This window comes from Oceaniglobus trochenteri (genome assembly GCF_020529025.1).
Taxonomy (GTDB): Bacteria; Pseudomonadota; Alphaproteobacteria; order Rhodobacterales; family Rhodobacteraceae; genus Oceaniglobus; species Oceaniglobus trochenteri.
The window spans coordinates 181281-205556 of the sequence record NZ_JACNMM010000003.1 but is presented as its reverse complement, the minus strand read 5'-3'; the positions used below and the strand labels follow the sequence as shown (position 1 = coordinate 205556).

Here is a 24276-nt window from a genome sequence, read left to right as displayed (position 1 = left end):
CGTGCCATGATCCGAACCGCACAAGTAATCCCTGTCACCGTCAGTGCGAAAACCACATGGCTGTTCATCGCGCTTGATGATGGCGAAGGGAACACCGGCTGGGGCGAAGCGACGTTGCAGGGCCAGGAGGCCGAGGTGCAGGATATCGCCCGCCGTCTTCTGGACGATCTGCCCGCGCTTGACCCGAACCGCCTGCCCTTTGCCACCTTGCCCCAGGCCGCCGCGGCCTCGGCGATCCGGCAGGCCCATGACGATCTTGCGGCGCGGCGTGCCGGCGTGGCGTTGTCGCGGCACCTGGGCGGCACCCGGCGCGATGCCGTCGGGGTCTACGCCAACATCAACCGCCGCACCACCGACCGCAGCCCGGAAGGCATGGCGCAAAGTGCGCGCGATGCCCTGGCGGCGGGGCATGGCGCGATCAAGATCGCCCCCTTCGACGAGGTACAGCCCGACCAGGACCGGGCCACCATGGCCCGCGCCATGGAGCCTGGCCTGGCCCGCATCGCCGCCGTGCGAGATGCAATCGGTGCGCGGCGGCTGATGGTCGATTGCCACTGGCGGTTCGACGTGGCGGGCGCCGAAGCGATGATGGACGCCTGCGCGCCCTTCGCGCTGCACTGGATCGAATGCCCGATCGCCGAAACCCCCGAGACGATTCCGGCACTGGTGGATCTGCGCCGGCGGGCGAACCGGAACGATGCCCTTCTGGCAGGCATGGAATGCGCCATTCTGCGGGCCGGTTTTGCGCCCTATGCGGCGGCCGGTGCCTATGACGTCATGATGCCCGACGTGAAATATTGCGGCGGGCCGCGTGAGATGCTGGCCATCGCCGCCGATCTTGCCGAACATGGCGTCGTCTTTTCACCGCACAACCCGACCGGTCCGATCTGCCACGCCCACAGCCTTCACGTCTGCGCGGCGCTGGCGGATGGCGACCTTCTGGAAATGCAGTTCGACGAATCCCCGATGTTCGCCAGCCTCGTGAAGGATGGCCTGCCCCCGCTGACGGATGGCGCCTTCGATATGGCGACCCTGGCCCCCGGATTGGGGCTGTCCCTCGAGATACCGGAGACACAGTTTGGCACGCTCTGAACTTGGCATCACCGTGATGCCCGAATACGCCCAGTCCGAAGGGGTTGAGGCGGTGCTGCACAACCTGGCCGATGTGGCCGGGGCGACATCGCTGACCACGTCACCCTATGTCGCGGCGCAATCGGCCCCCGGTACGGGCCACCGTGAACCGCCCGGCGACGGCGGGCTGGGGCACAAGCGGCTTCTGGACCGGCCCCTCTGGGGCAACCGCGAACTCTGGCTGACTGCCGCTCCGTCGTTCCGGCCCGATCCGGCGCTTTATGACGGGTTGGCCTATCGCCCGCCCGCCGCCGACGCGCTGACCGATGGGCAGGGCGCGGTTGTCGGGCAGTTCGTCGAGGCCGCCAGGGACCGCGGGCTTGAGGTGTGGATGCAGATCCAGGCCGCGATCCCGCCCTGTTACCGGGTGCAGTTCGGCGGCCCGCTTCCCGGCGATGAATCGCTGCTGCCCGATGGCAGGCCGCGCACCGGGCGGGTGGATCGCAATGCCTCGCTCGCCGCGCCGGATGTGCGGGCCTATGTGCGCGCCATCACCCGCGATCTGTGCCAGACCTATCCGCAGATCGACGGGCTGAAATACGACTGGCCCGAATACCCGGTCTATCACTTCGACGCGCTGTTCTTCGATTTCAATCCGGCCATGGCGCCCCATGCCAAGGCCCTGGGTCTTGATCTTGCCGGCGTTGCCCGCGGCACGCAGGATTTTCTGGCCGACCTCGGCAATGGTGCGGTGCGGCGCAAGGCCATCGCGCTTGACGATGCCGGGGCCTTTGGCGAAAGCCTGATCGCCGCCTATCCCGTGCTGGGTGAGCTGCTGGCGCTGCGTCGCGCGGTGGTGACGGATTTCGCCCGCTTCCTGCGCGAAACCGTGGACGAGGCCAGCGGCGGGCGCTGCAAGCTGTTCCTGCATGCCTTTCCCCCACCCCTGAACATCGCCACCGGGCTTTGCCCGGCCTCGGTCGCGCCCCATTGCGATGCCATGGGGGTGAAGTTCTACACCATGCACTGGCCCCTGCTTGAGGCGGAATACCTGGAGGCCCTGCAACAGCGGACCGATTTCGCCCCCGGCGATATTGCCCGCGCCCTCAGCCGTATCCTGGCCTTGTCGCCCGATGAACCAAGACAGCCCGACGCGATCCGCTATCCCGAACCGGATGAGCCGCACCCCGCCCCCTCGGAAGCCATCGCCGCCAAGATCGCCCAGGCACGGCGCGAGGCGGGGCAGGTGCCGGTCTGGGGCATGTCGCACGGATACGGGCCGACCGAGGACGTGATGCGCCGCTTCCGCGCCCTGGGCGAAGGCCCGGTGCAGATGAACCGCTATTGTTACCTGTCCGACGAAAAGCTGGCGGCGCTGGGGGCGCGCCCGGCCTAGGACAGGCCGCCGAGGGCGCGGACGATCTTCCATTCCTCGGCGGTGACCGGCTGCACCGACAGGCGCGAATTCTTCACCAGCACCATGTCCGAGAGCCGTTCGTCGGCCTTGCAATCGTCAAGCGTGACAGGGGATTTCAGAGGCTCGACGGCCTTGATGTCAACGCATTCCCAGCGGTCGTCGTCGGTGGTGCTGTCGGGGTGCGCCTCGGCGATCACCTCGACAATGCCCACCACCGCCTTTTCGGACTGCGAATGATAGAAGAACCCCAGGTCGCCGATCTTCATGTCGCGCATGAAGTTGCGCGCCTGGTAGTTGCGCACGCCGTCCCATTCCTCGCCGGTGTCGCCCTTTTCCACCTGCATGTCCCAGGACCAGACCGAGGGTTCGGATTTGAACAGCCAGTAGTTCACCCGATCACCTGGTTCCAGGCGATCAGTTCGACCTTTTCGAACAGCCCGGCCTTTGCATAGGGATCCTCTGCCGCCCAGGCCTTGGCCTCGTCCATGTCGGTGACGTTCAGCACGATCAGCGAACCGCACATTTCGCCGGCATCGTCCAGAAGCGGCCCGGCCCGTTCCACCGCCGGTGACGCCTTGAGATAGGCCACGTGATCGGGGCGGTTGTCGGTACGCACCTGCAACGCTCCGGGTTTGTCCTTGGCAATCAGGGCAACGCGCATCTTGTTCTCCTTGCTGTTCGCGCCGCAGTCTAGGCACCCCGGCGGTGCGCGCAAGGGGTCAGGCCTTGGCGCCCTTCTTGCCGCTGCCCAGCATCGGCTGAGCCGCGCGGTCCAGCGGCCAGCGCGGGCGGGCCGCCAGTGTCATGTCGTCGAACAGGGCCAGCCGATACCGTTCGATCCCGGCCCAGGCGATCATCGCGGCGTTGTCGGTGCAAAGCGGCAGCGGCGGCGCCAGAAACCGCAGCCCGCTTTCGGCGCAAAGCGCCAGCAACCCTTCACGGATGGCGCTGTTGGCCGCCACGCCCCCCGCCACGGCGAAGACCGGTTCCTGCGGGGACAGCGCCAGATAGGCGGCGATGGCGCGCCGCGACTTGGCCACCAGCACATCGCGCACCGCGGCCTGGAACCCTGCGCAAAGGTCGGCACGGTCCTGCGCGTGCAATGCGCCGTTTTCCATCACCTTGTCGCGTTCGCGCAGCAGGGCGGTTTTCAGCCCCGAGAACGACATGTCCATGTCCGCCCGGTCCAGCAGCGGGCGGGGGAAGGCAAAGCGCCGCGCATCGCCCTTTTCCGCCTCGGCCTGCACGGCGGGCCCGCCCGGTTGCGGCAGGCCCAGAAGCTTCGCCGTCTTGTCGAAGGCCTCGCCGGGGGCATCGTCGATGGTGCCGCCAAGGCGGGTGAACCGGTCGGCCCCCTGCACCAGCAGGAACTGGCAATGCCCGCCCGACACCAGAAGCATGAGATAGGGAAATTCCACCATGTCGGTCAGGCGCGGTGTCAGCGCGTGACCGGCCAGGTGGTTCACCCCGATCAGTGGCAGGCCCGCACCGGCGCACAGCCCCTTGGCGCACATCACGCCCGACAGAACCCCGCCGATCAGCCCCGGACCCGCCGTCACTGCCACGCCGTCGCAATCGCGCAGGGCGATGCCGGCCTTGGCCAGGGCCTGTTCCACGCAATGGTCCAGCTTTTCGGCGTGGGCGCGGGCGGCGATTTCGGGCACGACCCCGCCGAACCCTGCGTGCAGGGCCGTCTGGCCCGCCACCACCGACGACAGGATCTCGGGCGCCGCGTCACCGTGGCGCACCACGGCCGCCGCCGTGTCGTCGCAGCTGCTTTCGATACCGAGAAGGGTCAGACTGGCCATGGTGGCTCCGGTTGCGGGGACTGCGCCTGCCAGCTATCACCGGGACAGGCGCCAGACAATGACCGGGAACAGCATGACGACCCTTCTTCTGACCCGCCCAAGGGCGCAATCGCTGGCCTTCGGGGAAGATTGCCGCGCCGCCGGCTTTGCCGGAGAGATCGTGATTTCACCGATCCTTGAAATTCGCCCCGTGCCGATGACGGCCCGCCCACCGAAGGGTGCGATGCTGGTGTTCACCTCGGTCAACGGGGTGGAACAGGCCGCGGCACAGTGCGATCTGAACGGTTTCGAGGGTTTCGCCGTGGGGGACAGGACGGCCGGGGTGGCCCGCGCCCACGGCATGACCTGCCATTCGGCGGGGGGCGATCTGCGCGATCTGGTGGCGCTTTTGCAGGCCGAACAGCCACGGGGCCCGCTGTGGCACCTGCGCGGCGCGCACCGCGCGGGCGATCTCGGCGCGCTACTGGGCGATCACGGGGCGGGCGTGCAGGACGTGGTGGTCTATGACCAGGCGGCGCTGCCCCTTACCGATCGGGCGCAGGCGCTTCTGGCGCAGGGGGGAAGGGTGATCGTGCCGCTGTTCTCGCCGCGCAGTGCCGCGCTTGTTTCCGAAGCGGCGCAGGGCGCGACGGCACACCTTCTGCCAATCGCGATCAGCGCCGCCGCAGCGGCCTGTTGGGCGGCGCCGGGGCAGTGCCGGGTGGTGGAAAAACCCGATGCCGCATCAATGTTGCAGGGGATCGTCGGAACCGCCTGAGGGAACCGACCTTGTTGGACGGGGGTTGAAAAGCTAAGCTAAGTCCTGTTTCAAAAAGATCGGCCCATGTGGGGCCGTCAGCGAAAGGTGTGTTGAGCGTGGCAAAACCGACGAACCGCGGGCAATCGCCGTCCCGAGCTTCCACAGCCAAGGCAAAGGCATCGGATGCTGGAACGGCAAAGACCGACAAGGAAGTGACCGAGGCCGTCAAGGATGCCGTGGAAACGCCGGAAGTCGACCAGACAGACGACAAGGGTACGTCGGATTTGACGCCTTCACCGGCTGACGAGACGCCGGAACTGGCTGAAACGCCTGATGTTCCGCCCCCGGGCAAGGACGACGCCGAGGGCGTGCCGGTGCTGGACGAAGCGCCGATCATCCCCGACGAGCCGGAGGCGAAAACCGACGATGCCTTGGGCAGCGGCGACGATTCCACCATTGAAACCGCGGATCAGCCGGCAGCGAAAAGCGCCGCCGACCCTGAACCTGCGGCTTCGGCACCTGCGCCCGCGCCCCTTGAACAGGCCCGAATCGCCAAGGGCCCGGGGTTTTTCACGCTGCTTCTGGGCGGTGTAATCGCGGGGGGCATCGGCTATGCCCTTGCCGAATACGATATCTTCCCCTCGGGCGATGCCGACGCTTTGGCCCAGCTGGAGACCCGTATTTCCGACCAGACCGCCCGCATCGAAACCCTGGCGGGACAGACCGCCGCCGCCGAGGAAGCGGCCGGTGCGGCAGAACAGACCGCCAGCGCCACCGCCGAACAACTGGCAAACCTGCCCGAGGCCGCGACGCCCGATGATATCGCCGCCCTGCGCGAGGAAATCGCCAACCTTCCGGCCCCCGCCCCCGCATCGCCCGATGGCAGCGGGCCCGATCTGCAGCCCCGCCTGTCCGACCTGGAAACCCGGGTCGATGATCTTTCGGCTGCCATCGCCCGGTTGAGCGAACAGGACGACGCGCCCACCGAAGCGCTTGCCGCCCTGGCCGAACGTCTGGATGCGCTTGACCAGCGGCTGGAGGAACAGGGCGCGGCCATTGCCGATGCCAAGTCCTCGGCCGATGCGGCGCGCAGTTCGGCCGCCGATGAAACCCGCCGGATCACGGTGCAGGCCGCGCTGGCGCAGATGTCGGCGGCGCTTGAGAACGGCGAACCCTTCGTCGATGCCGTGTCCTCGCTGAAAACGGCAGGGGATGTGGAAGTGCCTGCCGCGCTTGCCGATACCGCGCCCGAAGGCGTTGCCACGCTTTCGGCCCTTCAGACCGCGTTTCCGCCCCAGGCCCGCGCGGCGCTGAGCGTGTCGATCCGCGAGAATTCGGGCGGCGGCGGTGCGCTTGACCGGCTGGGCGATTTCCTCAAGGCGCAGACCGGCGCCCGGTCGCTGGATGCCCGCGAAGGGGATGACCCCGACGCCATCCTGTCGCGGGCCGAAGCGGCGCTGAAGTCCGGCGACCTGGCCACGGCCCTGTCCGAGATCGAAACACTGCCCGAGGTCGGGCAGGCCGAGCTGGCCGACTGGTCGGCCCGTGCGCAGACGCGGCTGGATGCGACGACCGCGCTGGCCGATCTGACCGCCACCCTGAACAGCAACTGAGGACGATATTGATGCTCTGGTCCCTTCTGAAGATCGTCCTGTTCATCTGCATCATCGGTGCCCTGACCTGGGGTGCCACGCAGTTGATGGAAACCGACGGCGGCGTGATCGTTTCGATCGCCAATGTCGAATTCACCCTTGGCCCGCTGCAACTGGTCATCGTTGCGCTGCTGCTGCTTCTGTCGGTGTGGATCGTGCTGAAACTGGTCAGTTTCCTCGTGGCGCTGATCCGGTTCCTCAACGGTGACGAAACCGCCGTGTCGCGCTATTTCGACCGCAACCGCGAACGCAAGGGGTTCCAGGCGCTGGCCGATGGCATGATGGCGCTGGCCTCGGGCGAGGGCAAGCTGGCCATGTCGAAGGCGGCGAAGGCCGAGAAATACCTGCACCGCCCGGAACTGACCAACCTGATCACCGCCCAGGCGGCTGAACTGACCGGCGACCGGCACAAGGCCGAAGACGTCTACAAGCAGCTTCTGGTGGATGATCGCACCCGTTTTGTCGGTGTGCGCGGCCTGCTGAAACAGCGCCTTGATGCGGGCGATACGACGACCGCGCTGAAGCTGGCGGAGAAGGCCTTTGCGCTGAAACCGAAGCATGGCGAAACCCAGGATCTGCTGTTGCAGCTTCAGGCCGGCAATGCCGATTGGTCGGGCGCGCGCAAGACTCTGGGCGCCAAGCTGAAGCACGGCACCCTGCCGCGCGATGTCCACAAGCGGCGCGATGCCGTCCTGGCCCTGTCCGAAGCGCGCGAGATCCTGGCCGAGGGCAACAGCGTCGAGGCGCGCGAAGCCGCCATCGAGGCGAACCGTCTGTCTCCCGATCTTATTCCGGCGGCCGTCATGGCGGCGCGGGGGTACATCCAGAACGATCAGCCGCGCTATGCCACCCGTGTGCTGCGCAAGGCCTGGGAGGCCCGCCCGCACCCCGACCTGGCCGCCGCCTTTGCCGAGATCGCGCCCGACGAGACGCCCAGCCAGCGGATCAAGCGGTTCGGCGTGCTGACCCGGGCCAAGCCCGACCACCCCGAAACCCGCATGCTGCTGGCCGAGCTCTACATCGCGGACGAGGATTTTCCAGCCGCACGCCGGGCGTTGGGCGATCTGGCTACCTCGGACCCGACCGCGCGTTCGGTCACGATCATGGCCGCCATCGAACGGGGCGAAGGTGCCGACGATGCCATCGTGCGCGGTTGGCTGACGCGGGCACTGTCGGTGTCGCGCGGGCCGCAATGGGTTTGCGACAACTGCCACACGGTGCATTCGGCCTGGATTCCGGTCTGCGATACCTGCGGGGCCTTCGACACCCTGACCTGGACCGTTCCCAAGGCCGGTGAGGTGGCCATGCCCACCAGCACCGAAATGCTGCCGCTGATCGTGGGCCAGATCGACAAGACCCCGGATGCCCAGGATGCCCCCGACGATTCGCCCGAGGCCGATACCGTCGATGCCGAGGTCGTGGCCGACAGCGAAGAGACGAAGGCGAATCCCTGACAAGGTGTCCCGGGCGCCCGACCGGCCCGAGTGCGAAGCATCTTCGCCCCGGGCCGCTGCGCCCGGGGCCGTACCCCGCCATAAAGATCCCGCAAGGCCGCAACAGCGACTTGCAAAGATCCGGCACCGCGGGTATCTGACCCTCAGGCCCCAATAGCTCAGCTGGTAGAGCAACTGTTTCGTAAATAGTAGGTCGGCGGTTCGAGTCCGTCTTGGGGCACCATCCTTCCAAACATCTGTCGGAAATCATGTGCCCCTCGGGGGCGTTTCCTGTGCTGTCCGAAGGTGCCCGGTTTGCCGGGTGGGGCGGGGCCACCTGTGGCGGCCCCGCGCGGGTGTCATTCGCCGATGGTTGCTTCGCGGAAATAGGGGACGTTCAGGCTGGAGCGCCAGAAGCCTTTCACCTTGGGCGACATCATCATGTAGTTGTTGCGGTGGTACTGGGGCAGGATGACGTGGTCGTTCATCATCATCGCCTCGGCTTCGCGCATCATTGCCAGGCTTTCGGCCTCGTCCGAGGTTGCCTTGGCCTCGGCGATCAACCGGTCATAGTCGGGGTTGTTCCAGGCCGCCAGGTTGTTGGGCGAGGTGCTGACGAAGTTGTCGAGGAAGGTCATCGGGTGCGGATAATCCGCGCCCCAGCCCATCTGCGCGATCTGGTACTGCACCTGCTGCACCTCGGGATAGTAGACCTGCCATTCGGTGGCCTTGATCTCGACGTCGATGTTCAGGTTCTGCTTCCACATCTGCTGGATCGTCTCGAGCAGCTTTTCGATGGGCGGTGAGGAGTATGTGGCGAAGACCGTGTCGGGAAAGCCCTCGCCGTTCGGATAACCCGCTTCGGCCAGAAGGGCGGCGGCGGCTTCGGGCTGGGCCGTGGTGGCCAGGCCGAAGGTATCGGTTCCCTCGCGGAAATCCTCACCGGCGACGGTCATGCCGAAGGGCACCAGCCCGATTGCGGGCACATCGGCCGATTGCAGGACGAACTGCACGATTTCCTCGCGGTCGATGGCCATGGACAGGGCCTTGCGCACCTTCACGTCGTCCAGGGGCGATTCCGTGGGGTTGAAGAAGGCATAGGTGGTGCCAAGCGCCGGGATGATCAGGAAGGCATCGGACGAGGCCGCAAGGCGCGGCAGTTCGGGGGCGGGGATGCTTTCGATCCCGTCCACCTGGCCGGCCTCCATCGCGGCCAGCGCCGTGGCCTGTTCGGGGATCAGCCGGAAGGTCAGGGTGTCGAGCGATACCGTATCGGCCTGCCAGTATTCGGGGTTCTTCTCAAACACCACGGATTCGCCGAAGTTGAATTCGGTCACCCGGAAGGGGCCGGTGCCGACAAAGGTTTCGGGGTTGCGGGTCCATCCGTCGGGGTCGGCCTCGACGATGTCCTGGCGCACCGGAAAGAAGGTGGAATAGGTCAGCAGCTGCATCATGTAGGGGACACGCTGGTTCAGGGTGAAGGTCAGCGTGTGATCGTCGGGCGCGGAAACGGCGATCTCGCCCTCGCCGCCGTTGTTGTAGGCGGCTTCGGCGCCGTCGATCTGGTAGAGCATCGCGGCGTTCTTGGCGCCCGACGCCGGGTTCAGCACCCGTTTCCAGGCATAGACGAAATCCTGCGCCGTGACCGGTTGCCCGTCCGACCATTTGGCATCGCGCAGCTTGAAGGTATAGGTCAGCCCGTCCTCGGACACCTCCCAGCTTTCGGCAAGGGCCGGTTCGATGTTGCTGTCGCGGTCGAACCTGACCAGCCCTTCGAAGGTGTTGCCGATGATCGGCGCGGCGAAGGTTTCCGACGTCAGGCCGGGGTCGTAGGTGGCGCTTTCGTTGTTCACCACATAGGTCAGATCGCCTTGGGCCCATGCGGCGCCGGCGAAGATGGCGAAGGCGGCTGTACAGCCAAGCAGGTGTTTCATGTCGTCTCTCCTTGCTGGGGGTCGGTTGCGTCGGGATAATGGCAGGCCACAAGATGTCCGTCACCGGCATCCTGCAAGGCGGGCTCCTGGGCCGCGCAAAGATCGGTGGCCAGCGGACAGCGCCCGCGAAACCGGCAGCCAGAGGGGATGTTCAGCGGCGAGGGGATTTCGCCGCGCATGGGTGTGGCGGGGCGCCGTGCCCCGGGGTCGGCCACGGGGATCGAGGCCAGCAGGGCGCGCGTGTAGGGATGGCGCGGCCTTTCGTAAAGCTGGGCGTTCGCGGCCAGTTCGACGATCCGGCCCAGGTACATCACGCCGATCCGGGTGGAGATATGGCGCACCATCGACAGATCGTGGGTGATGAACAGATAGGTCAGCCCGCGTTCGGCCTGCAGATCCTCAAGCATGTTGACCACCTGCGCCTGGATCGACACGTCCAGCGCGCTGATCGGTTCGTCGCAGATCACCAGATCGGGGTCGAGCGCGATGGCCCTTGCGATGCCGATGCGCTGGCGTTGCCCGCCGGAAAATTCGTGCGGATAGCGCCCGGCATGTTCGGGGCCAAGCCCGACACGTTCCAGCAACCCGGCCACCGTATCGCGGCGGCTGGCCCGGGTGCCGATGCCCGCGATCTCCAGCGGCTCGGCCACCAGGTCGGCCACGCTCATCCGACCGTTGAGCGAGGCGTATGGGTCCTGGAAGATCATCTGCATCCGGCGTCGCACGGCCTGCATGTCGCGATCGGGCAGGGTGGTGATGTCCTGCCCGTCGAACAGGATGCGCCCGCCCGTGGGCCGGTACAGCCTTATCAGCGTGCGGGCCAGCGTGGATTTGCCACAGCCGGATTCCCCCACAAGGCCCAGGGTTTCGCCCCGCCGGATCGTCAGGCTGACGCCATCCACGGCCCGCAGAACCGGCTGCACCCCGGTGAACCGGTTGCCGCCACCACCGAAGTACCGTTTGAGGTCGATCAGTTCGACAAGGTCGCTCATGGGCTTACCTCGGGGGCGTCGGGGTGCATCAGCCAGCAGCGGGCGCTTTGCCCGCCGCCAAGGCGCGGTGTGTCGGTGGCGATGAACAGGGGCGGGCGCTCGGCCACGCAGTGCACCATCGCGGCAGGGCAGCGCGGGGCAAAGGGGCAGCCGGGCGGCGGATCGGCCATGTCGGGGGGCGATCCGGGGATCGGCGACAGGCGCTGGCGCATCCCGTCGCGCAGATCGGGCACCGCCGCCAGAAGGCCGCGGGTATAGGGATGCGACGGTCGGGCGAAGAGGGCCTTCACCGGCGCTTCCTCCATCACCAACCCGCCGTACATGACGCAGACCCTGTCACAGGTTTCGGCGATCACGCCCAGATCGTGGGTGATCAGGATCATCGCCATGCCCATGCGCGCCTGGATGTCCTTCAGCAGGGTCAGGATCTGGCGTTGGATCGTCACGTCCAGCGCGGTTGTCGGTTCGTCCGCGATCAGAAGTTTCGGATCGCAGGCCAGCGCCATGGCGATCATGGCCCGCTGCCGCATCCCGCCGGAAAATTCGTGCGGATAGGCATCGACCCGGCTTTCGGCCGCCGGAATGCGCACCAGATCGAACAGTTCGACCGCCCGCGCCCTTGCCTGCGCACGGCTGACCTTGCGGTGGCGCAGGATCACCTCGATCACCTGCGCGCCGACGGTCAGGGTGGGGTTCAGCGACGACATCGGGTCCTGAAAGATCACGGCGATCTCGTCACCGCGAATGTCGGAAAGCTGCGCCTCGCTTAGGGTCAGCAGGTCACGCCCCTGGAACAGGGCCTTGCCAGCGGTGATATGCCCCTGCCGTTTCAGCAGTTTCAGGATCGACATGCAGGTGACGGATTTGCCCGATCCGGATTCGCCGACGATGCCCAGAACCTCGCCCGCCGCGACGGTCAGATCGACGCCGCGCACCGCCTTGACCACGCCGCGGGCGGTGCGGAATTCGCTTTGCAGGCCTTGCACCGAAAGCAGGGTCATTTGCGCAACCTCGGGTCCAGGGCATCGCGCAGACCGTCGCCCAGAAAGTTGAAGGCGAACATGGTCAGCGACAGCGCGGCGGCGGGAAAGAACAACTGGTGCGGATAGCTGCGCATGGTTTCCACCGCGTTCGAGGTCAGCGTGCCCCAGCTTGCCAGCGGCGGGGTGACGCCCAGGCCGATGAAGCTCATGAAGCTTTCGATGAAGATGGCCGAGGGGATCAGCATGGTGAGGGTCACAAGGATCGGCCCGATGGTGTTGGGCAGCAGGTGGCGGGTGATGATGCGCACCGGCCCCGCACCCATGGTGCGGGCGGCGGCGACGTAATCTGATTGCTTCAGCGTCAGGATCTGGCCGCGCACGATGCGCGCCATATCCACCCAGAACACCGTGCCGATGGCAATCACGATCGAGGTCAGCCCGCTGTCGAGAAACACCATGATAAGAATGACATAAAGGGTCAGGGGAATGGTCGCGATCACCTCGACGATCCGCATCATCGCGGTGTCGACGGCCCCCCCGGCATAGCCCGCGACCCCGCCCCAGGCGACCCCGATGAAGAAATTCACCAGCGTTGCCACGAAGGCCACAAGCAGCGATATGCGCGCGCCGTACATCTGGCGCACCAGCACATCACGGCCCAGCTGATCGGTGCCGAACAGATAGGTGCGGTTCCACACCCGCCCGCCGGGCAGGGCGATACTGTCGTCGATGCTGACGCTGACCGGCAGCGACTTGTAATCGACCACCACGTCGCGCCCGGCGATGTCGTAAGTCGTGCGCCGGTTCAGCATGTCGGCCTTGCCGCGCAGGATGTCGGTCATCCGGCCGTCTTCGGTGATGCCGTAAAGCGCGAAGTTGCCCGAGTTCAGGAAGAACCTTTCCTGCGAACCATCCTCGCCCGTCACCGTATAGGGGCGCAGGATCGGCGGGATGTTGGACAGGCGCAGGTTCTGTTCATAATAGCTGAACGGGCTGAGCATGGGGCCGAAAATGGCCGTGAAGATCAGCACGACGATGAAGACCAGACCGGCCAGCGCAGGGCGGTTGGCGCGCAACCGGCGCCAGACGTCGGTCCAGTAGGGCACGGTGGGGGTTGCGATCCTCTCGGCGGTGTCGGTGCGGGGCAGGGGGGCGAAGCCACACTGCGGGACGGGTGGCACGCTCATGCCTTTGCCCCCGCCCGGATGCGCGGATCAAGCCAGAGATACAGGATGTCGACGATCAGGATCATCAGGATCAGGAAGGCGGCGTAGAAGATGGTGATGCCCATGATGGCGGTATAATCCCGGTTGGTGATCGACAGGACGAAATGGCGCCCGATGCCGGGCAGGGCGAAGATCTGTTCGATCACGAAACTGCCCGTCAGAAGGTTGGCCACCACCGGCCCCAGCACCGTCACCACGGGAATCAGCGAATTGCGCAGCCCGTGGCGGATCAGGATCTGGCGGCGGCGCAGCCCCTTGGCCCGCGCCGTGGTCATGTAATCCTGATCCAGGGTTTCCAGCAGCGACGACCGCGTCAGCCGCGCCACGAAGCTGACCCAGAACCCCGCCAGCGCGATCACCGGCAGGATATAGCCCCGCCAATCGTCCAGCCCGAAGGTGGGCACCCAGCCAAGGCGCAGCGCGAAGACGTAAAGCATCACGGTGGCGATGACATATGACGGCACGGCGACGCCGATGGTGGCCAGCATCATCACCCCGGTGTCGGGCCAGCGCCCCCGGTTCAGGGCCGCCGCGATGCCCAGCGGCACCCCCACGGCCACCACGCAAAGCACCGCCAGAAGGCCGGTGCGCGCGGTCACGGCCAAGCCATCGGCAATCATCTCGTTCACCGAAACGCCGGGGTACTTGAACGACGGGCCCAGGTCGAAACGCAGGATGCCGCGCAGATAGTTCAGGTATTGCTGCCACAGCGGATCGGACAGCCCCCATTTCGCATCCAGCGCGGCGGCGATCTCGGGGGCCATCATTCTTTCGCTGACGAAGGGGCCGCCCGGAACCGCGTGCATCATGAAGAATGTCAGGGTGATGATCACCCAAAGCGTAACCGCCATCAGCGCCAGCCGACGCAGGAACCAGCCCCAGGGCAGGGCGCGGATGGCGGCGCCCGTCACGGCGAGGTCACGATGGCGCGCGACAGGCCCGAGAGGATCTCGGGGCCGTCCTCGCGCAGGATGACGATGTCTTCCAGCCGGACGCCGAACCGGCCTTCCAGGTAAATGCCCGGTTCGATGGAAAACACGTTGCCAGCGCGCAATTCGGTGGTTGCCGTGGCGGTGATATAGGGCGGTTCGTGGATGTCGATGCCCAGCCCGTGCCCCGTGCGGTGCAGGAAGCGCGGCCCGTATCCGGCAGCGGTGATCACATCGCGGGCGGCGGCGTCGATGTCGCGGGCCAGCGCACCGGGTTTGCAGGCGGCCAGGGCGGCCTGCACCGCATCCTCGACCACCTGGGCCACCTTGGTGAACTCGGGGTCGGGGGTGCCGAACCAGCCACAGCGCGTCATGTCGGAAGGATAGCCGTTCAACCGGCAGCCGGTATCGATCAGCACCGCCATGTCACGCTTCAGCCGGGTTTCCCCGGTGTGGTGGTGCGGATAGGCGCCGTTCGCGCCAAAGCCGACGATGGTGAATTCGGGCCTTGCGCCATTGGCCTTGTAGTGGGCCTGGATGATCGCCTGCACGTCGCGCTCGCTCATCCCCTCCTCAAGGGCGGCAAAGGCGGCGCGGGCGGCTTCGTCGTTCAGGCGGGCGCTGGCACGCAACCCTTCGTATTCCTCGGCGTCCTTCATCTGGCGCAGAAGGCCCACCGTGTCGGCGGCAAAGCTGCGGCGCGGATTGTCCAGCGCATCCAGCAGAAGCAGCGCGAAATCGGCGCGCATGGCTTCATCGACGGCCACCGAAAGCCCGGCCCCCGTGGCCCCGCAGGAGGCCAGCAGTTCGCCAAGCGCGGCGTCGGGGCCGGTATCGTCGGCCCAGGTGTGGAAAGGCAGATCGGTGGCGGCGCGGGCGCTGTCGGCATTCAGCGACGGCATCAGCACCCCGGCATAGCCCGCACTGACCAGAAGCATGACAGGGCGTTCGTCGCCGTGGGGGTCAAGCCCGCTCAGCCAGCGCATGTGGCTTGTCGGGCCAAGCGCCACCAGATCGGTGCCGGTGTCGGCCATCTGTTTGCGCAGACGGGTCAGGCGGTCGGACATGGAGAGGTTCCTTGAGGTTGGGAAAGGGCCGCCGGATCGCCCCGGCGGCCCCTGGTCGGGATCAGTTCTTTTCGACAAGCCGATAGAAGACGTAATCGGAGGTGGCGCCGTTCACATAGCCCGACACGTCCTTGTCCATCCCCACCTGGTAGGCGGCCTGGAACATGATGACGATGGGGCTTTCCTTCTGCACCTCGGTCTGGATCGCGCGGTAATCCTCAAGCCGCTTCTCGGGGTCGGCTTCGGTCAGGGCGGCGGTCGTTGCCTTGTTCAGCGCGTCGGGCACGGCCCAGGAATTGCGCCAGGTGGTGGTGGCCTGGTAATTCTCGTCCGAGTTGTCGGCGTTGTAGGCAAAGGCCTTGGCGTTGGAATGCGGGTCCATGAAATCGGGGCCCCAGTACAGCAGCATCGCCTGATGCGTCCGCTCGCGGTACTTGGTGATCACCTGGGCACCGGTGCCGGGCAGGATTTCGAAGTTGATGCCGCCATCGGCAAAGCTGGCCTGAAGCGATTGCGCCATGTCGGTGAAGGGTGTCGCGTTGATCACGTCCAGTTCGACATTGATCGGAAGCTCGATATCCGCATCGGCCAGGATCTGCGCGGCCTTTTCGGGATCATAGCTGTAGGGGGTATCGTCCAGCGATCCGGGGAAACCCTTGGGCCAGAAGGCCTGGTGAATCTCCATCTGCCCGGCCAGGAAGCTGTCGACCATGCCCTGGTAATCCACCAGGTAACGCGCCGCCTCCCACACTGCGGGGGGTGTCAGGCTTTCGGTCTTCTGGTTGAACGACAGGAAATGCACCGCCGCCTGGGGGTATTTTTCGACCTTGATATCGGTGGTGTCGAGCGAGGCGATCTGGTCGGGGGTCAGGTTGCGGGCCATGTCCACGTCGCCCTCTTCCAGCAGCAGCTGCTGGGTGGCGGCCTCGGCCACATGCTGCAGGATCACGCCCTTCATCTTCGGCGCGCCCTTGAAATAATCGGGGTTGGCCTTCAGGCGCACCAGTTCGGCGGGGCGGTAGGTTTGCAACGAAAACGGCCCCGACCCGGCGCTGTTCTCGTTCAGCCAGGCGTTGCCCATGTCGCCGTCAACCGCATTGGCCATGACGGTTTCCATGTCTACGATCGACGCGGGGCGCGAGGCCAGCACGTTCAGCACGAAGGCGGGGGAATAGTCGCCCTCGTATTTCACGGTGATGGTATTTCCATCGGCCGTCACCATCTGGTCGATGTTCTCGGGTGTCCAGCCCAGTTGCGCCAGGATGAAGGCGGGCGTCAGGTTCAGCTTGATCACCCGCGCGAGCGAGCCTGTCACGTCCTCGGCACGCACCGGGTTGCCCGAGGTGAAGGTCGCGCCGTCGCGCAGGGTAAAGGTGATGGTGCGCGCCTCGGCGTCCGTTTCCCATGCGCTGGCCAGGCCCTCGGCCAAAACGGTGGGATCTTCGGCGTCGTACTGCACCAGGCGGTCGTACATGTTGGTGACAAGTTCGCCGCTGGTGAATTCATAGGCCTGCGCGGGGTCGATGGCGACGATGTCGTCGATGTTCTGCGCGACGACCAGCAGGCTGTCGGGCGTGTCGGCCAGCGCGGGCGCAGCGGCCAGCGGCAGGGCCAGCGCCGAGGCCAGCAGGGTTGCCCGAAGGGCGGGGCGTAGGGGTTTCATCACACTCTCCTGTTGTGTTTTCATTTCTTTTCCTTTGCGGGGCGGGCCTTGCCGACCCGCATCAGCACGCTGAGCGTGCCGGTCCACAGCACCCTTGCGGGGGCACTGGTGCGATTGGCCCAGGCATGGGGCGTCGCGCCGCTGTAATGCAGGGCATCGCCCGGGCGCATGGCCATCACGGCATCGCCCAGGCGCTGCTCGATCTCGCCTTCGAGGATCACGATGATCTCTTCGCCCTCATGAACCACCGTCTCCGAGGCATAGCCGGGCGGCACATGCAGGATATAGCTTGAGAGTTCCGAACCGGGGTAATCGGCGCCGAGGGATTCATAGACCACTGGTGAGCCGGGGAGCGAGAACCTTTCGCGTCCCTCGGCGCGCGACAGGGCGTCGGCGGGTTTCGGTGTGGTGACGAAGTAATCCAGCCCCACATCAAGGGCGCGGGCCACCTGGGCCAGGGTGCCCAGGGTCGGCACCGCCTTGTCGGTTTCGACCTGGCTGAGATAGCCCACCGAAACACCGGCCCGTTCGGCGACCGCCTTCAGCGTCAGTTGCAGCTTGCGCCGCCGCGCCCGCAGGCGCGGGCCAAGGCGGGGCGCGGCGGCCCGTCCGTCGGTGGTGTCGCGTTGAAGCGCGGTGGCGCTGGCCAAGACAATCTCCAACCTGGAAAAATTTGTTAGATGTAAGCAAAACTTTTTGCATATGCCAAGCATGATCTTTACCCTGCCGCGAAACGCAGCCCCCGAAGGTGCCGATCCGTGATCACCCTTTCGCCCCTGTCCCGGTCTCGTCCGGTCCGCCTTGCGCGGTCTCTCGCGGGCTTTGCGGTGGTGACGGTGCTGACCTTCCTGGGCCTGCTGGCGATCACCTTTTTCATCGGTCGCGTGGTGCCGATCGACCCGGTGCTGGCCGTCGTCGGCGACCGCGCCAGCAACGAACAATACGAGGCGGCGCGCGTGGCCATGGGGCTGGACCGGCCGCTTCTGGTGCAGTTCTTCTCTTACGTCGGCGACGTGTTTCAGGGCGAACTGGGGCGTTCGGTCTCGACGGGGCGGCCCGTTGCGCAGGATCTGGCGCGGGTCTTTCCCGCCACCCTGGAAATGGCCACCATCGGCATCATCATCGGCGTGGCGCTGGGTGTGCCCATGGGCGTGATCGCCGCTGCCCGCGCCGGAAGCTGGATCGATCAAGTGATCCGCGTTCTGGCCTTGCTGGGCTATTCGGTGCCGGCCTTCTGGCTGGGCCTTGTGGGGCTGGCGCTTTTCTATGCCGGGCTGGGCTGGGTGGCCGGGCCGGGGCGGATCGACGTGTTCTTTGACGGGCTGGTGGAGCCTGTCACGGGCCTGCTTCTGGTCGACAGCCTGATCGCCGGGGATTTCGAGGTGTTCTGGAACGCCGCCGATCACATCGTCTTGCCCGCCACCATCCTCGGGTTCTTCGCCCTGGCCTATATCGCGCGGATGACCCGCAGCTTCATGCTGGACCAGCTTGGCCAGGAATATGTCACCACCGCCCGCGTCAAGGGCGTGCGCGAACGCCGCGTGATCTGGGTGCATGCCTTCGGGTCGATCCGGGTGCCGCTGATCACCGTTATCGGACTGTCCTATGCGGGCCTTCTGGAGGGGTCGGTGATGATCGAGACGGTGTTTTCCTGGCCCGGGATCGGCAACTACCTGACCACGGCGCTGTTCAACGCCGACATGAACGCGGTGCTGGGGGCCACGCTGGTGATCGGCGCGGTGTTCATCGTCATCAACAAGGTGTCGGACGTGCTGTACCGCGTTCTTGACCCGAGGAGCCGGTGATGCGCGATTGGCTGATGAGCGAAAGCCCGGAATCCCGGGTGCAGGCGGGGGCCGGGCGGGCCTGGCGCGCGTTGCTGATGCTGTTGCGCAATCCACTGGCGGTGATCGGCGGGCTGATCGTTCTGCTGCTGATCGTCACTGCAGTGGCCGCGCCGCTGATCGCGCCGGAAAGCGGCGTGGGGCAGGATCTTCCCAACCGGTTGCTGCCCCCCTCGTGGGATCACTGGATGGGCACGGATGAGCTGGGCCGCGACATCTTTTCCCGCGTCGTCTATGGCGCGCGGATCACGCTGCTGATCGTCGGGCTGGTGGCGGTGATCTCGGCGCCCCTTGGCCTGATCGTGGGTGCGGTGGCGGGGTATTTCGGCGGCTGGACCGACAAGATCCTGATGGGATTCACCGACATTTTCCTGTCGATGCCCAAGCTGATCCTCGCGCTGGCCTTCGTCGCCGCCCTGGGGCCGGGGATCGAGAACGCCATCATCGCCATCGCCATCACCGCCTGGCCCGCCTATGCCCGGATCGCACGGGCCGAGACGCTGACCTTCCGCAATGCCGAGTTCGTCGCGGCCACACGCCTGCTGGGCGCCTCGCACGGGCGGATCATCCTGTTGCATGTCCTGCCGCTCTGCACTTCGTCGATGATCATCCGCGTGACGCTGGACATGGCCGGGATCATCCTCACCGCCGCGGGCCTTGGCTTTCTCGGCCTCGGCGCACAGCCGCCGCTACCCGAATGGGGCGCGATGATCTCGCGCGGGCGGGTGTTCATCCTGGATCAGTGGTGGGTGGCGACGATGCCGGGTTTGGCGATCATCCTCGTGTCGCTGGGGTTCTGTTTCCTCGGCGACGGCTTGCGCGATGTGCTTGACCCGAAATCGGCGGGCAAGTCATGAGCGAACCCCTGCTGTCAGTCCGCGACCTCAAGGTCAGCTTTCCCACCCACACCGGGCGGGTGAACGTGGTCGATGGCCTGGGCTTTGACCTGGGGCGCGAACGCCTGGGCATCGTGGGCGAAAGCGGTTCGGGCAAATCCATGACTGGGCGCGCCATCCTGCGGCTGATCCGCCCGCCGGGGCGGGTGACGGCCGAACGGTTGCGGTTTGACGGAACGGACCTGCTGACCCTGCCGGAATCGAAGATGCGGCCCATAAGGGGCGCGCGCATCTCGATGGTGATGCAGGACCCGCGCTATTCGCTGAACCCGGTGATGACCATCGGCCGCCAGATCGCCGAGGCGCTGCGCATGCACGAAAACCTGGGCCGCGCCGCCACCCGCGCCCGGGTGCGCGACATGCTTGAGGCGGTGCAGATCAACGACCCCGACCGCGTGTCGCAGATGTATGCGCACGAGGTGTCGGGCGGCATGGGCCAGCGGATCATGATCGCCATGATGCTTGTTCCGCGCCCGCAGATCCTGATCGCGGACGAACCCACCAGCGCGCTGGACGTATCGGTTCAGGCGCAGGTGCTTGACCTGATCGACGACCTGGTGCGCGATCACGGCATGGGGCTGATCCTGATCAGCCACGACCTGAACCTTGTCGCGCGCTATTGCGACCGGATCATGGTGATGAACGCGGGCCGGGTGGTGGAACGCTGCGATGCCGCCGATCTGGCGCAGGCGACGCATCCCTATACGCGCGGGTTGCTGGCCGCCGTGCCGCGGATGCATGAAACCCGTGAAACCCTGCCGGTGCTGGACCGCAGCCAGTGGGAGGGGACATGACCGCGATTTCCCTGCAGAACCTCGATGTGTCCTATGACGGCAACCGTGTGGTGAAGGGCGCCACCTTCGACGTGGCCGAGGGCGAGAGTTTCGCCCTGGTCGGCGAAAGCGGTTCGGGAAAATCCACCGTGTTGAAGGCCATCGCGGGGCTGGCCCCCGAATGGGCCGGCACGATCGAGGTTCTGGGCAAGCCGCGCAGCCACCGCCCCGACCGCGCCCTGGCCCGGCAATGCCAGATGGTGTTTCAGGACCCCTACGGATCGCTCCACCCGCGCAAGACGGTGGATTCGGTGCTGAGCGAGGCGTTGAAAATTCACGGCCTTGGCAACCGCGACGAACGGGTGGAACAGGTGCTGACCGATGTGGGGCTGGATCGCCGGTTTCGCTTTCGCTATCCGCACCAGCTTTCGGGCGGGCAGCGTCAGAGGGTGGCGATTGCCCGGGCGCTTATGCTGGAACCGAAGGTGATGCTGCTGGACGAACCCACCAGCGCGCTGGACGTGTCGGTGCAGGCCGAAATCCTGAACCTGCTGAAACGCCTGCGTGCCGAACACAACCTGACCTATCTGATGGTCAGCCACGATCTGCCTGTCGTCGGCTTCATGTGCGACCGCATGGCGGTGATGACCAAGGGCGAGATTGTCGAGATCGCACCAGGCACCGCGCTGCACGACGGCGCCTTCACCCATCCCTATGCCCGCGCCCTTTACGCCGCCAGCGGCGGCTGATCCCCCGGAGAGACGTATGACCGACCACCTTGCCACCTTCACCGCCGCCCTTGGCGCCGCCGAAACCCCCGAGGCCGCACAGGCGGCGCTGCACCGCCTGGCCGATGCCCTGATCGGGGCGAAACTGTTCACCGTGATGCGGGTGGACATGGAGGCAGGGCTGGCCCGCCGCTCCTACACCAGCGACGCTGAAAACTATCCCGGTTCGGGCACCAAGCCAATCCAGCAGGATTCGTGGTTCGATGTGGTGAATGGCCGGCACGAACTGTTCGTGGCCAACACGCTGGCCGATATCGCCAGGGTCTTTCCCGACCACGAACTCATCGGGTCGCTGGGCTGTGGCTCGGTCATCAACCTGCCGGTGCTGCGCGGGGGCGCTCTGATCGGAACCGTCAACATGCTGGACGTCGAGGGGAACTATACCCCCGAACGCCAGAGCGCCGCGCTGAACCAGCTTACCCTGCCCGCCATCGCGACATTGGCGACGGTGGACGCGCTGGGTTAACCGCCCGCGCCCAGCGTCAGCTCGGCCACGAAATCGTAACGGTCGCCCCGATAGGATGATGTCGTCACCTCGATCGGGCGGCCGTTGGCCAGGAATGATCGCCGCTCGACCCGCAGGATCGGGATTGTTTCGCCCTGGCCCAGAAGGCGCGATTCCTCGTCATTGGAAATGGCCGCGTGGATGCGTTGCAGGGCGCGCGCCGGCATCACACCGGCCGCCCGCATGGCGGCGTAAAGCGAAACATCCACCGTTTCGCGCCCCAGGCTGGCGGCGGGCACCACGGCGCGTTCGATGGCCAGCGGCTCTTCGTTGGCCAGGCGCACCCGGTCAAGGCGGAACACCTTTTCCCCCGGTGACAGGCCCAGCTTCAGGATATGCGAGGGCGAGGCCTCTTCGACCCCCTGGCGCAGCACCACCGACCGGGTGGCGGCCCCGCGCAGGCGCATGTCCTCGGTAAAGCCCACAAGTACCGAAAGCGGTTGGTCGATGGCGCGCGACACGAAGTTGCCCGCCCCCTGCTGGCGGGTGATCAGCCCCTCGGCCACCAGCGTGTCGATGGCCCGGCGCACGGTGGCGCGCGACAGGCCCGTCGCCTCGGTGATGACGCGTTCGGGGGGCAGGGCCATGCCGCCGCGCCATTCGCCCAGCTCGATCAGCCCCCGCATGGCCGAACCCAGATGCGCATAGCGCGGCCCGGTCGTGCCATCGGCGCGCCCCAGGCCCAGCAACAGTCGGGCCAGCGGCGTGGTGTCTTCCTCGACGGGGGCCGTGGTCATGTCGCGGCCTTCAGGCGGGGATCAAGGCTGTCGCGCAGGGCATCGCCCAGGAGGTTGAACCCGAAGGACAGGAACAGGATCGCAAGACCGGCAAAGATCGCGGGCGAGGGCGCCAGCAGCAGGAAGTTGCGCCCTTCGGACAGCATCAGGCCCAGCGACGGTGTGGGCGGCTGTGCGCCAAGGCCAAGAAACGACAGCGACGCCTCGACCAGGATCGCCGCCGACAGCAGCAGCGAGGTTTGCACAAGCACGATCGAGGCGAGGTTGGGCAGAACATGGCTGACCATGATTCGCAGGTCCGAAGCCCCGATGGCCCGCGCCCCTTCGACATATTCGCTTTCGCAGATCACCAGCGCCGGACCGCGCAGCAGGCGCGCGAAGATGGGCGTATAGACCACGGCGATGGCAAGGGCGGCGCTGAAGGAATTGGCCCCCAGGATCGCGATCACAGCGATGGCCAGCAGCAGGATGGGAAAGGCAAAGATCACATCCATCAGCCGCATCACGATCCGGTCGAACCAGCCGCGGTAATAGGCGGCCAGGATGCCGATGCTTCCCCCCACCAGCAAGGCCAGCAGGACCGCCGTGAGACAGGTCAGAAGCGAGGTGCGATAGCCATGGATGATCCGCGCCAGAACATCGCGGCCCAACTGGTCGGTCCCCAGCCAGTTCAGCGCATTGGGCCCCTTCATGCGCTGCACGATCACCTGTGCGAAGGGGTCTTGCAGCCCCAGGACCGGCGCAAAGACGGCCAGCGCCACCTGGAACACGACAAGGGCCGTGGCGAAGGCCAGCAGGCGGTTGTTTCGGAAATAGCTCATCATCTGCGGCGCACCCGTGGGTCGATCACGGCGTAAAGCATGTCGACGGCAAAATTCACCAGCACGAAGCTGGCGGTCATGACAAGGATCGTCGCCTGCACCAGCGGATAGTTCCGTTCGGAAATCGCCCCCAGCACCAGCCGCCCCAGCCCCGGAATGGCAAAGACCTGTTCCACCACGATGGCACCGCCCAGAAGATACCCCATGGAAACCCCGACCGAGGTGATGAAGGGGATCAGGGCGTTGCGCAGCGCGTGCTTGTAGACCACCCGCCGCCGCCCCGCGCCCTTGGCCCGCGCGGTGCGCACGTAGTCCTGCCCCATGGCGTCCAGCATGGCCGAACGCACCAGCCGCGACAGGTTCGCCAGGATCGGCAGCGAAAGCGCGAACACCGGGAGAACCATGCGGCGCAGGTTGTCCAGCGGGTCTTCGGTGAAGGGCACATAGCCCAGAACCGAAGTGCCGGGCAGAAGCTTGCTGACCAGCAGGATCGAAACGATGCCCAGCCAGAACGACGGGATCGTCAGCCCGGCGATGGCGCCCACACGCACGCCCACCTCGGTCCAGTTGCCCCGCGCCTGGGCCATGAAGGCGCCCAGCGGAATCGACAGCCCGGCCCCCACCAGAAGCGACAGGAAGGTCAGCTCCAGCGTCGGCCAGAGCGCCGCGCCGATTTCCTCGGTCACGGCGCGCCCGGTCCAGACCGATGTGCCAAGGTCACCCTGCAAGGCGCCGGTCAGCCAGAGCCAGTATTGCACCAGCAGCGATTGATCCAGCCCCAGCCGCGCGCGCAGTTCGGCGACACGCTCGGGCGTGATTTCGGTATTGGCACCCAGCATGATCGTGACCGCATCGCCCGGGACGAGACGGATCATCAGGAAGACAAGGAACGACACGCCGATCAGCACGAAGGCAAGATCGGCTAGCCGCCCGAGAAAGAACTTCGCTCTCATGCCATGGCCCCTGGGGTTCGGGGGCGGGCCTGGCGCCCGCCCGCC

Annotated in this window: 24 protein-coding genes and 1 tRNA gene; 11 read left to right on the top strand and 14 right to left on the bottom strand. The window is 66.3% G+C overall.

Annotation, left to right across the window (positions count from 1 at the left end; translation table 11 throughout):
• Positions 1-6 precede the first annotated feature (6 nt).
• Both H7828_RS05295 and H7828_RS05290 read left to right on the top strand, forming a co-directional pair.
• Complete coding sequence (locus tag H7828_RS05295) at positions 7-1092, top strand: enolase C-terminal domain-like protein (protein WP_226779963.1); 1086 nt, start codon at positions 7-9, stop codon at positions 1090-1092.
• The gene (locus H7828_RS05290; RefSeq protein WP_226779962.1) at positions 1079-2467 is read left to right on the top strand and encodes a hypothetical protein; all 1389 of its coding nucleotides are present in this window, start codon (positions 1079-1081) and stop codon (positions 2465-2467) included. The genes H7828_RS05295 and H7828_RS05290 overlap by 14 nt, the downstream gene beginning before the upstream one ends.
• Here the strand turns inward: H7828_RS05290 and H7828_RS05285 are convergent.
• Genes H7828_RS05285 through tsaD form a run of 3 tightly spaced genes read right to left on the bottom strand, consistent with a single transcriptional unit; the run spans position 2464 to position 4296 of the window.
• A complete protein-coding gene (locus H7828_RS05285) occupies positions 2464-2880 on the bottom strand; it encodes an EVE domain-containing protein (protein ID WP_226779961.1) in 417 nt (138 codons plus the stop codon). The genes H7828_RS05290 and H7828_RS05285 overlap by 4 nt on opposite strands.
• Positions 2877-3149 carry a YciI family protein gene (locus H7828_RS05280; protein WP_226779960.1) on the bottom strand — a complete coding sequence of 91 codons (273 nt, stop codon included), beginning with the start codon at positions 3147-3149 and terminating at the stop codon, positions 2877-2879. The genes H7828_RS05285 and H7828_RS05280 overlap by 4 nt, the downstream gene beginning before the upstream one ends.
• Before the next feature lie 58 nt (positions 3150-3207).
• Positions 3208-4296: a tRNA (adenosine(37)-N6)-threonylcarbamoyltransferase complex transferase subunit TsaD gene (tsaD, locus tag H7828_RS05275; RefSeq protein WP_226779959.1), complete on the bottom strand. Its 1089-nt coding sequence runs from the start codon at positions 4294-4296 to the stop codon at positions 3208-3210.
• A 73-nt stretch (positions 4297-4369) separates the two neighbouring features.
• Between tsaD and H7828_RS05270 the strand changes: the two genes are divergently transcribed.
• From H7828_RS05270 to H7828_RS05255, 4 genes are all read left to right on the top strand, one after another.
• A complete protein-coding gene (locus tag H7828_RS05270; RefSeq protein ID WP_226779958.1) occupies positions 4370-5053 on the top strand; it encodes a uroporphyrinogen-III synthase in 684 nt (227 codons plus the stop codon).
• 98 nt (positions 5054-5151) lie between these two features.
• On the top strand, positions 5152-6648 hold the full coding sequence (locus tag H7828_RS05265) for a COG4223 family protein (RefSeq protein WP_226779957.1): 1497 nt from the start codon (positions 5152-5154) through the stop codon (positions 6646-6648).
• An 11-nt stretch (positions 6649-6659) separates the two neighbouring features.
• On the top strand, positions 6660-8141 hold the full coding sequence (locus tag H7828_RS05260) for a heme biosynthesis protein HemY (protein WP_226779956.1): 1482 nt from the start codon (positions 6660-6662) through the stop codon (positions 8139-8141).
• A gap of 147 nt (positions 8142-8288) precedes the next feature.
• A tRNA-Thr gene (locus H7828_RS05255) sits at positions 8289-8364 on the top strand.
• A gap of 115 nt (positions 8365-8479) precedes the next feature.
• Here H7828_RS05255 and H7828_RS05250 read toward each other — a convergent pair.
• From H7828_RS05250 to H7828_RS05215, 8 genes are all read right to left on the bottom strand, one after another.
• Positions 8480-10054 (bottom strand): peptide ABC transporter substrate-binding protein, encoded by a 1575-nt coding sequence (locus H7828_RS05250; protein ID WP_226779955.1) that lies wholly within the window; start codon positions 10052-10054, stop codon positions 8480-8482.
• A complete protein-coding gene (locus H7828_RS05245; protein ID WP_281070690.1) occupies positions 10051-11046 on the bottom strand; it encodes an ABC transporter ATP-binding protein in 996 nt (331 codons plus the stop codon). Before H7828_RS05245 ends, H7828_RS05250 begins: the two co-directional genes overlap by 4 nt.
• Positions 11043-12047 carry an ABC transporter ATP-binding protein gene (locus H7828_RS05240; protein ID WP_226779954.1) on the bottom strand — a complete coding sequence of 335 codons (1005 nt, stop codon included), beginning with the start codon at positions 12045-12047 and terminating at the stop codon, positions 11043-11045. Before H7828_RS05240 ends, H7828_RS05245 begins: the two co-directional genes overlap by 4 nt.
• Complete coding sequence (locus H7828_RS05235; protein WP_226779953.1) at positions 12044-13216, bottom strand: ABC transporter permease; 1173 nt, start codon at positions 13214-13216, stop codon at positions 12044-12046. Before H7828_RS05235 ends, H7828_RS05240 begins: the two co-directional genes overlap by 4 nt.
• Positions 13213-14166 (bottom strand): ABC transporter permease, encoded by a 954-nt coding sequence (locus H7828_RS05230; RefSeq protein WP_226779952.1) that lies wholly within the window; start codon positions 14164-14166, stop codon positions 13213-13215. The genes H7828_RS05235 and H7828_RS05230 overlap by 4 nt, the downstream gene beginning before the upstream one ends.
• Positions 14163-15251, bottom strand: coding sequence for a M24 family metallopeptidase (locus tag H7828_RS05225; RefSeq protein ID WP_226779951.1), 1089 nt, complete (start codon positions 15249-15251; stop codon positions 14163-14165). Before H7828_RS05225 ends, H7828_RS05230 begins: the two co-directional genes overlap by 4 nt.
• A 61-nt stretch (positions 15252-15312) precedes the next feature.
• On the bottom strand, positions 15313-16914 hold the full coding sequence (locus H7828_RS05220) for an ABC transporter substrate-binding protein (RefSeq protein WP_226779950.1): 1602 nt from the start codon (positions 16912-16914) through the stop codon (positions 15313-15315).
• Positions 16915-16934: 20 nt separating this feature from the next.
• Positions 16935-17564 carry a helix-turn-helix domain-containing protein gene (locus H7828_RS05215; RefSeq protein ID WP_226779949.1) on the bottom strand — a complete coding sequence of 210 codons (630 nt, stop codon included), beginning with the start codon at positions 17562-17564 and terminating at the stop codon, positions 16935-16937.
• A 111-nt stretch (positions 17565-17675) separates the two neighbouring features.
• Here H7828_RS05215 and H7828_RS05210 point away from each other — a divergent pair, with 111 nt between their 5' ends.
• Genes H7828_RS05210 through H7828_RS05190 form a run of 5 tightly spaced genes read left to right on the top strand, consistent with a single transcriptional unit; the run spans position 17676 to position 21681 of the window.
• Entirely contained in the window at positions 17676-18719 is a 1044-nt protein-coding gene (locus H7828_RS05210; RefSeq protein ID WP_425354938.1) for an ABC transporter permease, read from the top strand.
• A complete protein-coding gene (locus H7828_RS05205; RefSeq protein WP_226779948.1) occupies positions 18719-19615 on the top strand; it encodes an ABC transporter permease in 897 nt (298 codons plus the stop codon). The genes H7828_RS05210 and H7828_RS05205 overlap by 1 nt, the downstream gene beginning before the upstream one ends.
• Entirely contained in the window at positions 19612-20448 is an 837-nt protein-coding gene (locus H7828_RS05200; protein ID WP_226779947.1) for an ABC transporter ATP-binding protein, read from the top strand. The genes H7828_RS05205 and H7828_RS05200 overlap by 4 nt, the downstream gene beginning before the upstream one ends.
• Positions 20445-21176, top strand: coding sequence for an ABC transporter ATP-binding protein (locus H7828_RS05195; protein WP_226779946.1), 732 nt, complete (start codon positions 20445-20447; stop codon positions 21174-21176). Before H7828_RS05200 ends, H7828_RS05195 begins: the two co-directional genes overlap by 4 nt.
• 16 nt (positions 21177-21192) lie before the next feature.
• Complete coding sequence (locus tag H7828_RS05190; protein ID WP_226779945.1) at positions 21193-21681, top strand: GAF domain-containing protein; 489 nt, start codon at positions 21193-21195, stop codon at positions 21679-21681.
• Here the strand turns inward: H7828_RS05190 and H7828_RS05185 are convergent.
• Genes H7828_RS05185 through H7828_RS05175 form a run of 3 tightly spaced genes read right to left on the bottom strand, consistent with a single transcriptional unit; the run spans position 21678 to position 24231 of the window.
• Complete coding sequence (locus H7828_RS05185; protein WP_226779944.1) at positions 21678-22457, bottom strand: GntR family transcriptional regulator; 780 nt, start codon at positions 22455-22457, stop codon at positions 21678-21680. The genes H7828_RS05190 and H7828_RS05185 overlap by 4 nt on opposite strands.
• The gene (locus H7828_RS05180; protein ID WP_226779943.1) at positions 22454-23278 is read right to left on the bottom strand and encodes an ABC transporter permease; all 825 of its coding nucleotides are present in this window, start codon (positions 23276-23278) and stop codon (positions 22454-22456) included. Before H7828_RS05180 ends, H7828_RS05185 begins: the two co-directional genes overlap by 4 nt.
• Positions 23278-24231 (bottom strand): ABC transporter permease, encoded by a 954-nt coding sequence (locus tag H7828_RS05175; protein ID WP_226779942.1) that lies wholly within the window; start codon positions 24229-24231, stop codon positions 23278-23280. The genes H7828_RS05180 and H7828_RS05175 overlap by 1 nt, the downstream gene beginning before the upstream one ends.
• Between the last annotated feature and the right edge of the window lie 45 nt (positions 24232-24276).

What these genes read in the sequence shown, in the direction of transcription:
- H7828_RS05225 (WP_226779951.1), bottom strand. Translation starts at nt 15,251, where the DNA reads ATGTCCGACCGCCTGACCCGTCTGCGCAAACAGATGGCCGACACCGGC.
- H7828_RS05195 (WP_226779946.1), top strand. Translation starts at nt 20,445, where the DNA reads ATGACCGCGATTTCCCTGCAGAACCTCGATGTGTCCTATGACGGCAAC.
- H7828_RS05270 (WP_226779958.1), top strand. Translation starts at nt 4,370, where the DNA reads ATGACGACCCTTCTTCTGACCCGCCCAAGGGCGCAATCGCTGGCCTTC.
- H7828_RS05190 (WP_226779945.1), top strand. Translation starts at nt 21,193, where the DNA reads ATGACCGACCACCTTGCCACCTTCACCGCCGCCCTTGGCGCCGCCGAA.
- H7828_RS05200 (WP_226779947.1), top strand. Translation starts at nt 19,612, where the DNA reads ATGAGCGAACCCCTGCTGTCAGTCCGCGACCTCAAGGTCAGCTTTCCC.
- H7828_RS05180 (WP_226779943.1), bottom strand. Translation starts at nt 23,278, where the DNA reads ATGAGCTATTTCCGAAACAACCGCCTGCTGGCCTTCGCCACGGCCCTT.
- H7828_RS05240 (WP_226779954.1), bottom strand. Translation starts at nt 12,047, where the DNA reads ATGACCCTGCTTTCGGTGCAAGGCCTGCAAAGCGAATTCCGCACCGCC.
- H7828_RS05185 (WP_226779944.1), bottom strand. Translation starts at nt 22,457, where the DNA reads ATGACCACGGCCCCCGTCGAGGAAGACACCACGCCGCTGGCCCGACTG.
- H7828_RS05280 (WP_226779960.1), bottom strand. Translation starts at nt 3,149, where the DNA reads ATGCGCGTTGCCCTGATTGCCAAGGACAAACCCGGAGCGTTGCAGGTG.
- H7828_RS05205 (WP_226779948.1), top strand. Translation starts at nt 18,719, where the DNA reads ATGCGCGATTGGCTGATGAGCGAAAGCCCGGAATCCCGGGTGCAGGCG.
- H7828_RS05260 (WP_226779956.1), top strand. Translation starts at nt 6,660, where the DNA reads ATGCTCTGGTCCCTTCTGAAGATCGTCCTGTTCATCTGCATCATCGGT.
- H7828_RS05295 (WP_226779963.1), top strand. Translation starts at nt 7, where the DNA reads ATGATCCGAACCGCACAAGTAATCCCTGTCACCGTCAGTGCGAAAACC.
- H7828_RS05250 (WP_226779955.1), bottom strand. Translation starts at nt 10,054, where the DNA reads ATGAAACACCTGCTTGGCTGTACAGCCGCCTTCGCCATCTTCGCCGGC.
- H7828_RS05245 (WP_281070690.1), bottom strand. Translation starts at nt 11,046, where the DNA reads ATGAGCGACCTTGTCGAACTGATCGACCTCAAACGGTACTTCGGTGGT.
- H7828_RS05235 (WP_226779953.1), bottom strand. Translation starts at nt 13,216, where the DNA reads ATGAGCGTGCCACCCGTCCCGCAGTGTGGCTTCGCCCCCCTGCCCCGC.
- H7828_RS05175 (WP_226779942.1), bottom strand. Translation starts at nt 24,231, where the DNA reads ATGAGAGCGAAGTTCTTTCTCGGGCGGCTAGCCGATCTTGCCTTCGTG.
- H7828_RS05220 (WP_226779950.1), bottom strand. Translation starts at nt 16,914, where the DNA reads ATGAAACCCCTACGCCCCGCCCTTCGGGCAACCCTGCTGGCCTCGGCG.
- tsaD (WP_226779959.1), bottom strand. Translation starts at nt 4,296, where the DNA reads ATGGCCAGTCTGACCCTTCTCGGTATCGAAAGCAGCTGCGACGACACG.